We start from the raw sequence: 12,727 nt of genomic DNA on the forward strand, positions 1-12,727 counted from the left end.
GGTCAAGAAGACCGCGGTCAAGAAGACCGCGGTCAAGAAGACCGCGGTCAAGAAGACCGCGGTCAAGAAGACCGCGGCCAAGAAGACCGTGGCCAAGACGGCCGCGGGCGAGAAGAGCACGGTCGGAAGCATGGCCAAGAAGGCGGGCGCGGCGCAGGCCGCGGAGCAGACGGGAGCCACGACAGTGGTTGCGAAGAAGACTCCTGGCACGGCCACGGCGGCGAAGACCGCCGTTCCCAAGGCACGGGTCGCCGCGGCGAAGCCCGGCGAGCTCGCGGTGCGCCCTGGTGAGGACCCCTGGACGCCGGAAGAGGTCGGGGAGGCGCGGGCCGAGCTGTCGTCCGAGGCGACGCGGCTGCGCGACGAGATCGCCTCGTCCGAGGCGTCCCTCGTGGGTCTGATGCGGGACTCCGGGGACGGCGCCGGCGACGACCAGGCGGACACCGGCACCAAGAACATCACGCGGGAGCACGAGATGGCCCTCGCGGCCAACGCGCGCGAGATGCTCATCCAGTTCGAGCGCGCCCTGGAGCGGCTCGACGCGGGCACCTACGGCCTGTGCGAGAACTGCGGCAACCCCATCGGCAAGGCCCGTATGCAGGCCTTCCCGCGGGCCACCCTGTGCGTGGAGTGCAAGCAGAAGCAGGAACGACGGTACTGATCACGTGACTGATCACATGGGCGCCGGGGGGTGTGACGTACCCTCGTCCTCAGTCAGGTATCTAGGTTGAGGGACTCACGTGGCAGAGGCGGAGCGCATCATCGGTACGCCGGATACTCCAGCGGACGCGTCGGAGGACGCCGCCGAGGCGGAGCGGCCCCGGGGCAAGCGGCGGATCGCCGTGCTGTTCGCCGTCGCGGCCGTCGCGTACGCCCTCGACCTGATCAGCAAGATGATCGTGGTCGCCAAGCTGGAGCACCACGCGCCGATCGAGATCATCGGGGACTGGCTGAGGTTCGAGGCCATCCGCAACGCGGGCGCGGCCTTCGGCTTCGGCGAGGCGTTCACCGTGATCTTCACGGTGATCGCGGCGGCCGTGATCGTGGTCATCGCCCGCCTCGCCCGCAAGCTCTACAGCCTGCCCTGGGCGATCGCGCTCGGCCTGCTGCTCGGCGGTGCGCTCGGCAACCTCACCGACCGGATCTTCCGGTCGCCGGGGGTGTTCGAGGGCGCGGTCGTCGACTTCATCGCGCCCAAGCACTTCGCGGTCTTCAACCTCGCGGACTCGGCGATCGTCTGCGGCGGCATCCTGATCGTGCTGCTGTCGTTCAAGGGGCTCGACCCGGACGGCACCGTCCACAAGGACTGAGGAGCCCGGACTCTCGTACGAGAGTGTCGGACCTGTCCGGCATACTCGACGGGTGAGCACCATTCCCGAGATCCGAACCCTGCCCGTGCCCGACGGCCTGGAGGGCGAGCGTGTCGACGCCGCCATCTCCCGCATGTTCGGCTTCTCCCGTACCAAGGCCGCGGAGCTCGCCGCCGCGGGGAAGGTCATGGTCGACGGATCGGTGGTCGGGAAGTCCGAGCGGGTGCACGGCGGCGCCTGGCTGGAGGTCGAGATGCCGCAGGCGCCCGCGCCCGTGCAGATCGTCGCCGAACCGGTCGAGGGCATGGAGATCGTCCACGACGACGACGACGTGGTCGTGATCGTCAAGCCGGTCGGCGTGGCCGCACACCCCAGCCCCGGCTGGTCCGGACCGACCGTGATCGGCGGGCTCGCCGCCGCCGGGTACCGCATCTCGACCTCGGGCGCCGCCGAGCGCCAGGGCATCGTGCACCGCCTCGACGTGGGCACCTCCGGCCTGATGGTGGTCGCCAAGTCCGAGTACGCGTACACCTCGCTCAAGCGCCAGTTCAAGGAGCGCACGGTCGACAAGCGGTACCACGCGCTCGTCCAGGGCCACCCGGACCCGACCAGCGGCACGATCGACGCGCCGATCGGCCGCCACCCGACCCATGACTACAAGTGGGCGGTCACAGCCGAGGGCAAGCCCTCGGTGACCCACTACGACCTCATCGAGGCGTTCCGTGCGGCCTCCCTGCTCGACGTGAAGCTGGAGACCGGCCGCACCCACCAGATCCGCGTCCACATGGCCGCCCACCGCCACCCGTGCGTCGGCGACCTGACCTACGGCGCCGATCCCACGCTCGCCAAGCGGCTCGGCCTGACCCGCCAGTGGCTGCACGCCGTACGGCTGGGCTTCGAGCACCCCGGCGACGGGCAGTGGGCGGAGTTCTCCTGCGACTACCCGGACGACCTGCAGGAGGCGCTCGACCAGGTTCGCGAGGAGACCTACGCATGAGCTCGGCGTCGTACGTCGTGCGGGTCGCCGAGGACCTCGCCGACCGTGAGGCGTGCTTCGCGGTGCGCAAGGAGGTCTTCGTCGGCGAGCAGGGCGTGCCCGCGGACCTGGAGTACGACGCGTACGACGCCGGTGCCGTGCATGTGCTGGCGGTCCGTGAGGACGGGACACCGCTCGGGACCGGGCGGCTGCTGTACGGCGAGGCAGCCGCGGACAGGACCGACGGCGACCCGGCGGTGGGATCGCTGGGGCGGCTCGCCGTGACGAAGGACGCGCGGGGGCTCGGCGTCGGGGCCGCCCTCGTCCGGGCGGTCGAGGACGCGGCACGCGCGCGTGGGCTCGCGGCGGTGGACCTGCACGCGCAGACGCACGCGCTGGGGTTCTACGAGCGGCTGGGGTACGTGGCGTACGGCCCGGAGTTCCCGGACGCCGGGATGCCGCACCGGGCGATGCGGCGCGTGCTGTAGCCGGCCGTTCCTGCTGTGGCGGGGGCTGCGACGGGGGGCGTCGACGGCCGGTGAACACGGAGGCGTGGCAGGCTTGAGGTCTGCTGTGTGAACGCCGAGACGACCGCCGAGCCGACCACCGAGACGACCCCGGAGCGCTGACCGTGGATCAGTTGGCCCTGCTGTTCGTGCTGTTGCTCGGGGCCGTGGTGAGTGTCCCGGTCGGGGACCGGCTGGGGCTGCCGGCGCCGGTGCTGATGACGCTCCTCGGGATCGTCCTCGCGCTGCTCGACTTCGTGCCGAACGTCAACATCCCGCCGGATCTCATCCTGCCCCTGCTGTTGCCGCCGCTGCTGTACGCGGCCGTACGGCGCACGTCCTGGCGGCAGTTCGCCGCCAATGTGCGGCCGATCTTCCTGCTGGCCGTGGCGCTGGTGTTCGTCACCACGGTGTGTGTGGCCGTCGTCGCGAACGCGATCGTGCCGGGGCTGCCGGTCGCGGCCGCAGTGGCGCTCGGCGCGCTGGTCGCCCCGCCCGACCCGGTCGCGGCGACCGCCGTCGCCGGTCAACTCGGACTGCCGCGGCGGCTGGTGTCCATCCTGGAGGGCGAGGGGCTCTTCAACGACGTGACGGCCATCGTGCTGTACCACGTGGCGATCGCCGCGGCCGTGAGCGGGACCTTCTCGCCGTGGCGGGCGGGGCTGGACCTGGTGCTGTCCGCCGTGGTGGCGTTGGCCGTCGGGATCGTGCTGGGGTGGGGCGCCAACAAGCTGATGGACCTGCTCGGGGACCCGACCCTGCAGATCGGGATGACGCTGCTGGTGCCGTTCGCCTCGTACGTGCTGGCCGAGGAGTTCCACGGGTCCGGGGTGCTCGCCGTGCTCACCACCGCGCTGTTCCTCGCCGAGTACGCCACCGATCCCGACGACGTGATGACACGGCTCGCCGGGCACACCTTCTGGGACATCGTCGACACGCTGGTCACCGGGGTCGCGTTCGGGCTGATCGGCCTGGAGCTGCACAACGCGATCCGGACGGCGTCCGGGCGGTGGGGCGAGATGCTCGGGTGGGCGGCGGCGATCGTGGGTGTGGTCGTCTTCGTACGGCTGGTGTGGCTGTTGCCGGCCACCTGGCTCACCAAGCGGCTGCACGCGAGGCGGGACCACGACGAGGACATCCCGATGAGCGTGCGGGAGACCGTCGTCATGTGGTGGTCGGGGATGCGGGGAGTGGCGTCCGTCGCGCTGGCGTTGGCGATTCCCCTGGAAACCGATGACGGGTCGGCCTTTCCCGACCGGGACGAGATCGTGTTCATCGCGTTCGGGGTGATCATGGCCACGTTGGTGCTTCAGGGGCTGACCCTCCCGTGGCTGGTGAAACGGCTGGGCGTGCAGGCGGACACGGACCGGGAGAAGGAGTTCGAGAAGGCGCTGGCCGTGCGGGCGGCGAAGGCGGCGAAGCGGAGGCTCAGGGAGATCGAGGCCGTGGAGGACTTGCCGGAGGAGTTGTCCGAGCAGATGCTGCGGCGGGCGTACGACATCGGGGTGCGGATCAGTCCGGAGGTGGGGGAGGACGAGCGGCGGGAGGCGCATGAGCAGCGGGTGCGGAGGCTGGCGCGGGTGAGACGGATCCAGGGGGAGATGTTGAGCGCGGCTCGGCATGAGGTGTTGGCGGCGCGGAGTGAGCCGGGGGCCGATCCTGAGGTGGTGGATCGGGTGCTGCGGCATCTGGATGTGCGTAGTTTGCGGTGATGTGTCGGGTGCGGCGGAGTGGGGGTTGCTGTGTTGGTTTCCCACCCGCGCACCACCCGTTTCCAGTTGGTCGAGGGTCGGGCTCTCCTGTGGGGTGCTCGCCGTCGGCGGCTGCCGGTTCGTTCTGCGCTGTGTCAGGCGCCCCCGCGCGGTGACTCGTGGCCGCGGCTCGCGGCCACGCCGTCGCGTGAGATGTCGTCCCGGAGGCGGCCGTTCGTGCGGTTCGGGGGCAGGGCCGCGTCCGCCGTGTTGACGCGGGGGAGGGCGTACGCGTGTTCCGCGGCCAGCCAGCGGATCATGCCCTCGCGGACCGTGACGCGTACCGTCCAGATGTCGTCGGCGTCCTTGGCGGTCATCAGGGCCCGTACTTCCATGGTGTTCGGGGTGGTGTCGGTGACGTCCAGGCCGTAGGCGCGGCCGTCCCAGGCCGGGCACTCGCGCAGGATGTCGCGGAGCTTCTCGCGCATCGCGTCCACCGGCGCGGCGTGGTCCACGTGCCAGAAGACGATGCCGGTCATCTGCGGAGTGCCGCGCGACCAGTTCTCGAAGGGCTTGGACGTGAAGTACGAGACGGGCATGGTGATCCGGCGCTCGTCCCAGGTCCGTACGGTCAGGAACGTCAGCGTGATCTCCTCGACGGTGCCCCACTCGCCGTCCACCACGACGGTGTCGCCGATGCGCACCATGTCGCCGAAGGCGATCTGCAGTCCCGCGAACATGTTGCTGAGCGTCGACTGGGCGGCGACACCGGCGACGATGCCGAGGATTCCGGCCGAGGCCAGCAGTGAGGCGCCGGCCGCGCGGAACGCCGGGAACGTCAGCAGCATCGTGGCCGCCGCCACCACACCGACGACCGCGGCGACCACCCGCATGATCAGCGTCACCTGGGTCCGCACGCGCCGCACCCGGGCCGGATCGCGATGGGCGCGCGCGTAGCGGCTGTACGACGTCTCCACTATCGCGGCGGCGATCCGGATCACCAGCCACGCCGCGGCCCCGATGAGCACCAGTGTGAGGGTCCGGCCGATGCCGACGCGGTGCTGCTCGAGCAGCTGCGCCTCGTCGAACGACCCTCTCAGCATGGCCGCGCAGAGCACGAGCTGGTAGGGGATGCGGCCGCGGCGCAGCAGACCCCACAGGGGGGTCTCGTGATGCCGTGCGTCGGCCTTGCGCAGCAGCAGGTCGGTGGCCCAGCCGATGAGCAGCGTGAGCGCGACCGACCCGCCGACCACGATGAGTGGGCGGAGCAGATTCTCCATGCCCACGAACGTAACCGGCCCCGGGCGCACATGAACATGTGACTTCGCGCTCAAGGTGGGTACGGCCGTGGCCGCACGCGGGGAGCGCCGCCGTGACCTGCGTTGTCGTACCCGGCTGGCACCATGTCCTCATGAACATCGTGCTCTTTCACTCGACCTTCGGCCTCAGGCCCGCGGTGCGCGCGGCGGCGGACCGGCTGCGCGCGGCCGGACACGAGGTGTGGACGCCGGACCTCTTCGAGGGGCGTACGTTCGAGACGGTCGAGGAGGGCATGGCCTTCAACGACGGGATCGGCAAGGACGAGCTGCTCAAGCGGGCCGTCCTGGCCGCCGCGCCCTACTCGGAACGCGGGCTGGTCTACGCCGGGTTCTCGCTCGGCGCCTCCATCGCGCAGACCCTCGCGCTCGGCGACGACAAGGCCCGCGGGCTGCTGCTCCTGCACGGCACGTCGGACATCGCGCCGAACGCGACCGTGGACGAACTGCCCGTCCAGCTGCACGTCGCCGAGCCGGACCCCTTCGAGACCGACGACTGGCTGAGCGCCTGGTATCTCCAGATGGGCAGAGCGGGTGCGGATGTGGAGGTGTACCGGTACGCCGGGGCCGGCCATCTGTACACCGACCCCGACCTGCCCGACTACGACGAGGAGGCCGCCGAGGCCACCTGGCGGGTGGCGCTCGGCTTCCTCGACAGCCTGTAGGGCTTGTAACCCCGTGGCTACACGGGGTCGTACGTCCGCTCGACCTTCTGGGTGCCGCTGCGGGTGCGGTACGAGCGGGCCCAGGACGAGGTCGCGTCCGGCTTGGTGCGGTCGGACAGGACGTAGTAGTCCATCTGCGCGCGGGCGGCGGTGATGTCCAGGACGCCGTAGCCGTGGCGGTCGGTGTCGACCCAGTGGACGTGCCGGTTGGCGGCCTTGATGATCGGCGCGGCGACCGCGGAGATCGTGCCCTCGGGGGCCTTCACGATGTCGTCGAGGTTGTCGGAGGTGACCGAGGTGACCACGAACTCCGTGGCGGCCGAGGCGGACAGCGGGTACGTACCGGCGTCCACCGGCACGTCGTTGGCCCACGCCATGTGGATGTCGCCGGTCAGGAAGACCGTGTTGCGGATGGCGTTCGCGCGCAGGTGGGCCAGCAGCTCGCGGCGGTCGTCCGTGTAGCCGTCCCACTGGTCGGTGTTGAGGGCGAGGCCCTCCTTCGGCAGCCCGAGCAGTTCGGCGAGCGGCCGCAGCAGGTCGGCGGTGAGGGAGCCGATCGCGAACGGCGAGATCATCACGGAGTTGCCGATCAGCCGCCAGGTGGTGTCGGACGTCTTCAGTCCGGCCTTCAGCCAGTCGAGTTGGGCGCGGCCGGTGAGCGTGCGGTCCGGGTCGTCGACCGAGCCGTTGCCGACGGCGACCTGCTGCGAGCGGAAGGAGCGCAGGTCCAGGAGGGAGAGGTCGACGAGCTTGCCGAAGCGCAGCCGCCGGTAGGTGGTGCCCGCGACCGCGGTGCGCACCGGCATCCACTCGAAGTAGGCCTGCTTGGCGGCGGCCTGACGCGCGCTCCAGGCGCCCTCCGCGCCCTCGGTGTGGTTCTCGGCCCCGCCCGACCAGGCGTCGTTGGCGAACTCGTGGTCGTCCCAGATGGCGATGACGGGCGCGGCCGCGTGCAGGGCCCGGAGGTCGGCGTCGGTCTTGTAACGGCCGTGCCGGGTGCGGTAGTCGGCCAGGGTGCGGATCTCGTGGGTGGGCGCGTGCGGCCGTACGACGGTGTCGCGCGTGCCGTACTCGCCGGTGCCGTACTCGTAGATGTAGTCGCCCAGGTGCAGCCAGGCGTCCAGGTCGCCGCGGGCCGCGAGATGGCGGTACGAGGAGAAGTAGCCGGCCTCCCAGTTGGCGCAGGAGACCACGCCGAAGCGGAGGTTCGGGACGGCCGCGTCGGCGGCGGGGGCGGTGCGGGTGCGGGCCACGGGGGAGTCGGTGCCCCCGGCGGAGAAGCGGAACCAGTAGTCGGTGGCGGGTTCCAGGCCGCGTATGTCCGCCTTGACGGTGTGGTCGGAGGCGGCGGTCGCGGTGACGGAGCCCTTGGCGACGATGTTCGTCAGCGCTTTGTCCCTGGCGATGACCCAGTCGACCGGGGTGTCCGGGCCGAGCCCGGAGCCGGGTTCCGCCTCGGCGGTGGGCGTCACCCGCGTCCACAGCAGGATGCCGTCGGGGAGCGGGTCGCCGGAGGCGATGCCGTGCAGGAAGGCGGGGGCGTCCGTGGCGGCCCGGGCGGGCAGCGCGGCGGCCAGTGGGCCGGCCAGGACAGCGGTCGCCGCCGCGGCCTTGACGACCGTACGGCGGCGCGGGGACAGGGAGTTGAGTTGCTCGGATGTTCTGTATCGACTGGTCACGGCCGATCAGGTTACTGATCGGTATGAACGAGAGCGGGCGAACTCGCAAAAGTTCGCCCGCTCTTTGGCCGACGGTCGCTCTTCGAGCGGCGATCGGGGTCAGGCCTTGAGGGCCGCCTCGATCGCCGTGTTGAAGTCGGCGACCGTCATCGGCGCGTTCTTGCCGTCCGAGCCGGTCAGCGTCTTGCCGTCCATCTTCAGGGTCGGGGTGCCCGACACGCCGCTGTCGTCGAACTTCGCCGACATCTCCAGCGCCCACTTGTCGAAGGTGCCGTTCTTCACGGCGTTCTGGAACTTCGTGTTGCCCTTGAGGGCGGGGACCGTGTCGGCCACCTCGATCAGGTAGGAGTCGTCCTTGAACTTGTCGTCGGACTCCTCCGGGTGCCACTTCGCCGAGTACATCGCGGTCTTGTACTCGAGGAAGGCCTCGGGGCTGACGTTCAGCGCGGCGCCCAGGGCGCTGAGCGCGTTCTTGGAGCCCTCGCCGCCCAGGCCGTTGTCGAGGAAGGTGGCACCGACGTACTCGATCTTGTACTTGCCGTCCTCGACGCCCTTGTCCACCGTCGCGCCGACGGTCTGCTCGAACTGGGCGCAGACCGGGCAGCGCGGGTCCTCGTACATGACCAGGGTCTTCTTGGCGCTGCTCTCGCCGATGACCACGGTCGTGCCGTTCGTGCCCGTGGTGTTGGCCGGCTTGACGAGCTTGTCGTCCTTCGCGGCGTCCCAGTAACCGGGCTTGTTGCCCTGGACGACCGCGTAGCTGATGCCGCCGGCTATCGCCAGGACGCCGACTATGGAGCCGGCCACGATGACCTGCCGCTTGATCTTGGCGCGCTTGGCCTGGCGCTCGCGCTCCTGGCGCAGGCGCTCGCGGGCGGCGGTCTTCGCGGCCTGGCTGTTCCGCTTTGCCATGGGTGATCTCCGTAAGGGGGGGCGCGCACGTCGTGCGCGGGATGCGTAAGGGGGACTGGTGGTGCTCAGACAGAAGCGACCGAGCACGGCGGTCCACGCCGTCCCAGGGAGTGCACGAGGATCCGCTCGCGCGCGGTGGTCGTACGGCGGCCGGGGCGCTGCGGGCGGCGCACGGAGGGCGACGGCACCACCGTCACCGCGGCGACCGCCAGCAGCAGCGGCCGGAAGGTGGTCGCGGTCACCGCGCGCAGCAGCTGGGCCAGCGCGTGCTCGCCGCGGCGCAGCCAGGCGGCCGCGAGGAGGCCCACGCCGATGTGCGCGCCGAGCAGCAGCCAGGCGGTCGCCGGGTCGGCGTGGGCGAGCAGACCGCCGAGCCGCTCGGGGCCGGAGCCGGTCACCCGGGCCAGCGGGGCGCCGACACTGGTGCCGTCGCCGCACAGCACGTCGAAGCCGACGGAGCGCAGCGGACCGGTGACCGGGCCGCCCGCGGCGCCGTAACAGACGTGCTGGCCGGTGGTGAACACGGTGTCGGCGGCCAGCTCCAGCGGGATCAGCAGGGCGGCGATCCGGCCGAAGCCGCGCTCGCGGCCGGCCAGGGCGTAGGCGATCACGAACACGGCGGCGGCGACCACCACGACCGTGTTCAGCGGCAGCGGGGCCCGGGACAGCAGGACGTGCGACGCGGTGCTGAGGGTCACGACGAGTGCCGTGAACAGCGCCGCGCGTACGGCTCTGAGCTGGGTCCCGGATATGTCCATAGCGGAGGAGAGTCTGTCACGCGGGCCTGTAAGGGACCCCTAAAGGATCCCTGTGCGCGGCCGTTCCGTCACAGACCCGGAATCCGGCCGTTGCGGAACAGGTCCACGAAGATCTGGTGGTCGGCACGCGCGCGTGCGCCGTAGTCGTGCGCGAAGTCGACCAGGAGGCCCTCGAAGCCGGCGCCGTCGTCGGAGTCCGCCGCGAGCGCCGCGTCGATGGCCCGCTCGGTGGAGAAGGGCACCAGGGACTCGCCGGACTGGTCGTCCGCCGCCCCGTGCATGGTGGCGGTGGCCCGGCCCAGGTCGGCGACGACCGCGGCGATCTCCTCCGGGTCGTCGATGTCGCCCCAGTCCAGGTCCACCGCGTACGGCGACACCTCGGCGACCAGCTGGCCGATGCCGCCGAGCTCGGTCCAGCCGAGCCACGGGTCGGCGTGCGCCTGGAGGGCGCGCTGCGAGATCACCGTGCGGTGGCCCTCGTGCTGGAAGTAGTCCCGGATCGCCGAGTCCGTGATGTGCCGGGAGACGGCCGGGGTCTGGGCCTGCTTGATGTAGATCACGACGTCGTTCTCCAGGGCGTCGCTGTGGCCCTCCAGGAGGATGTTGTACGAGGGCAGACCGGCCGAGCCGATTCCGATGCCGCGGCGGCCGACGACGTCCTTCACGCGGTACGAGTCCGGGCGGGCCAGGGACGAGTCCGGCAGCGTCTCCAGGTAGCCGTCGAAGGCGGCGAGGACCTTGTAGCGGGTGGCCGCGTCCAGCTCGATGGAGCCGCCGCCCGGGGCGAAGCGGCGCTCGAAGTCACGGATCTCCGTCATCGAGTCGAGCAGGCCGAAGCGGGTCAGCGAGCGGGCGTCCCGCAGCGCGTCCAGAAGCGGGCCCTGGGCGGTGTCCAGGGTGAAGGGCGGCACCTCGTCCCTCTTGGCGCCGGTGGCCAGGGCGTGGATCCGCTCGCGGTAGGCGCCCGCGTACACCTGCACCAGATCGGTGATCTGCTCGTCGCCGAGCGCCTTCGCGTACCCGACCAGGGCGATGGAGGCGGCGAAGCGCTTGAGGTCCCAGGTGAAGGGGCCGACGTACGCCTCGTCGAAGTCGTTGACGTTGAAGATCAGCCGACCGGTGGAGTCCATGTACGTGCCGAAGTTCTCCGCGTGCAGGTCGCCGTGGATCCACACGCGCGAGGTGCGCTCGTCCAGATACGGGCCACTGAGTACCCTCCCACCACCCCGCCCGGCGTTCTCGGCCTCGAGGTCGTGGTAGAAGAGGCACGCCGTGCCGCGGTAGAACGCGAAGGCCGAGGCCGCCATCTTCCGGAACTTGACGCGGAACGCGGCCGGGTCGGCGGCCAGGAGCTGGCCGAATGCGGTGTCGAAGACGGCGAGGATCTCCTCGCCGCGGTGCTCGTCGTTGAGCTGCGGGACCGACATCGCTGGGTGCCTCCTGGTGCAGGTGGTGCGTGACATGGGGGACGGATCGCCCGTCCTCTTGCAACGTGCGACGGTACGCGGGAGTGCCCGCGACTCCTCCATGAAGGTACGGGGGAGACGCCTCCCGGTGTCAGTGCCGAGGCATAGACTTCGACGCTGTCCCCCCAGACTGTCCGCAGCCTGTCGCCGAGCGTTTTCCATGGAGGCCACGCCGTGTCAAAGCCGCCGTTCACGCACCTGCACGTCCACACCCAGTACTCGCTGCTGGACGGTGCCGCGCGGCTCAAGGACATGTTCGACGCGTGCAACGAGATGGGCATGACCCACATCGCCATGTCCGACCACGGCAACCTCCACGGGGCCTACGACTTCTTCCACTCGGCGAAGAAGGCCGGGGTCACCCCGATCATCGGCATCGAGGCCTATGTCGCGCCCGAGTCCCGGCGCAACAAGCGCAAGATCCAGTGGGGCCAGCCGCACCAGAAGCGGGACGACGTCTCCGGTTCGGGTGGTTACACCCACAAGACGATCTGGGCGGCCAACGCGACGGGCCTGCACAACCTCTTCAAGCTCTCCTCGGACGCGTACGCGGAGGGCTGGCTGCAGAAGTGGCCCCGGATGGACAAGGAGACCATCTCCCAGTGGTCCGAGGGCCTGATCGCGTCCACCGGCTGCCCCTCGGGCGAGCTCCAGACCCGGCTGCGCCTCGGCCAGTTCGACGAGGCCCTGAAGTCGGCCGCCGAGTACCAGGACATCTTCGGCAAGGACCGCTACTTCCTGGAACTGATGGACCACGGCATCGACATCGAGCACCGGGTCCGCGACGGCCTCCTGGAGATCGGCAAGAAGCTCGGCATCCCGCCGCTGGTCACCAACGACTCGCACTACACGTACGCGCACGAGGCGACCGCCCATGACGCGCTGCTGTGCATCCAGACCGGCAAGAACCTCTCCGACCCGGACCGCTTCCGCTTCGACGGCACCGGCTACTACCTGAAGTCCACCGACGAGATGTACGCCATCGACTCCTCGGACGCCTGGCAGGAGGGCTGCGCCAACACCCTCCTGGTGGCCGAGCAGATCGACACGGCCGGCATGTTCGAGGCGAAGAACCTCATGCCGAAGTTCGACATCCCCGAGGGCTTCACCGAGGTCAGCTGGTTCAAGGAGGAGGTCCGCCGCGGCATGGAGCGCCGCTTCCCGGGCGGCATCCCCGAGGACCGCCAGAAGCAGGTCGAGTACGAGATGGACGTCATCATCCAGATGGGGTTCCCGGGCTACTTCCTCGTCGTCGCCGACTTCATCATGTGGGCCAAGAACCAGGGCATCGCGGTCGGCCCCGGCCGAGGGTCCGCGGCCGGCTCGATCGTCGCGTACGCCATGGGCATCACCGACCTCGACCCGATCCCGCACGGCCTGATCTTCGAGCGGTTCCTCAACCCCGAGCGCGTCTCCATGCCCGACGTCGACATCGACTTCGACGAGCG

12 protein-coding genes are annotated in these 12,727 nt (G+C 70.4%); 7 read left to right on the forward strand and 5 right to left on the reverse strand.

Annotated elements, in window-relative coordinates:
• From AC5P09_RS33300 to AC5P09_RS33320, 5 genes are all read left to right on the forward strand, one after another.
• On the forward strand, positions 1 to 661 hold a 661-nt coding region (locus tag AC5P09_RS33300), incomplete at its 5' end, for a TraR/DksA family transcriptional regulator (protein ID WP_493877434.1).
• Between the two features lie 79 nt (positions 662 to 740).
• Entirely contained in the window at positions 741 to 1,310 is a 570-nt protein-coding gene (gene lspA, locus AC5P09_RS33305; protein ID WP_266441006.1) for a signal peptidase II, read from the forward strand.
• 52 nt (positions 1,311 to 1,362) lie between these two features.
• Positions 1,363 to 2,307 (forward strand): RluA family pseudouridine synthase, encoded by a 945-nt coding sequence (locus AC5P09_RS33310; protein ID WP_493877435.1) that lies wholly within the window; start codon positions 1,363 to 1,365, stop codon positions 2,305 to 2,307.
• Complete coding sequence (locus AC5P09_RS33315; protein WP_493877436.1) at positions 2,304 to 2,774, forward strand: GNAT family N-acetyltransferase; 471 nt, start codon at positions 2,304 to 2,306, stop codon at positions 2,772 to 2,774. The genes AC5P09_RS33310 and AC5P09_RS33315 overlap by 4 nt, the downstream gene beginning before the upstream one ends.
• Positions 2,775 to 2,917: 143 nt before the next feature.
• The gene (locus AC5P09_RS33320) at positions 2,918 to 4,504 is read left to right on the forward strand and encodes a Na+/H+ antiporter (RefSeq protein WP_493877437.1); all 1,587 of its coding nucleotides are present in this window, start codon (positions 2,918 to 2,920) and stop codon (positions 4,502 to 4,504) included.
• Between the two features lie 134 nt (positions 4,505 to 4,638).
• On the opposite strand, the gene AC5P09_RS33325 is transcribed toward AC5P09_RS33320, so the two are convergent.
• Entirely contained in the window at positions 4,639 to 5,763 is a 1,125-nt protein-coding gene (locus tag AC5P09_RS33325; protein ID WP_493877438.1) for a mechanosensitive ion channel family protein, read from the reverse strand.
• A 131-nt stretch (positions 5,764 to 5,894) separates the two neighbouring features.
• Between AC5P09_RS33325 and AC5P09_RS33330 the strand changes: the two genes are divergently transcribed.
• Positions 5,895 to 6,464 carry a dienelactone hydrolase family protein gene (locus AC5P09_RS33330; RefSeq protein WP_493877439.1) on the forward strand — a complete coding sequence of 190 codons (570 nt, stop codon included), beginning with the start codon at positions 5,895 to 5,897 and terminating at the stop codon, positions 6,462 to 6,464.
• Between the two features lie 17 nt (positions 6,465 to 6,481).
• Here the strand turns inward: AC5P09_RS33330 and AC5P09_RS33335 are convergent, their stop codons facing one another.
• The 4 genes from AC5P09_RS33335 to AC5P09_RS33350 all read right to left on the reverse strand — a co-directional run bounded on the left by AC5P09_RS33335 (position 6,482) and on the right by AC5P09_RS33350 (position 11,240).
• Positions 6,482 to 8,143, reverse strand: a complete 1,662-nt coding sequence (locus tag AC5P09_RS33335; protein ID WP_493877440.1) for an alkaline phosphatase D family protein — start codon at positions 8,141 to 8,143, stop codon at positions 6,482 to 6,484.
• 99 nt (positions 8,144 to 8,242) lie between these two features.
• Positions 8,243 to 9,055 (reverse strand): thioredoxin domain-containing protein, encoded by an 813-nt coding sequence (locus AC5P09_RS33340; RefSeq protein ID WP_493877441.1) that lies wholly within the window; start codon positions 9,053 to 9,055, stop codon positions 8,243 to 8,245.
• A 65-nt stretch (positions 9,056 to 9,120) separates the two neighbouring features.
• Complete coding sequence (locus tag AC5P09_RS33345; protein ID WP_493877442.1) at positions 9,121 to 9,813, reverse strand: hypothetical protein; 693 nt, start codon at positions 9,811 to 9,813, stop codon at positions 9,121 to 9,123.
• 68 nt (positions 9,814 to 9,881) lie between these two features.
• On the reverse strand, positions 9,882 to 11,240 hold the full coding sequence (locus tag AC5P09_RS33350) for a DUF2252 domain-containing protein (protein WP_493877443.1): 1,359 nt from the start codon (positions 11,238 to 11,240) through the stop codon (positions 9,882 to 9,884).
• Between the two features lie 213 nt (positions 11,241 to 11,453).
• On the opposite strand from AC5P09_RS33350, the gene dnaE reads away from it, so the two are divergent.
• Positions 11,454 to 12,727 (forward strand): DNA polymerase III subunit alpha (gene dnaE, locus AC5P09_RS33355; protein WP_493877444.1); only part of this gene is annotated, 1,274 nt, incomplete at its 3' end.

This window comes from Streptomyces sp. a15, from assembly GCF_059026085.1.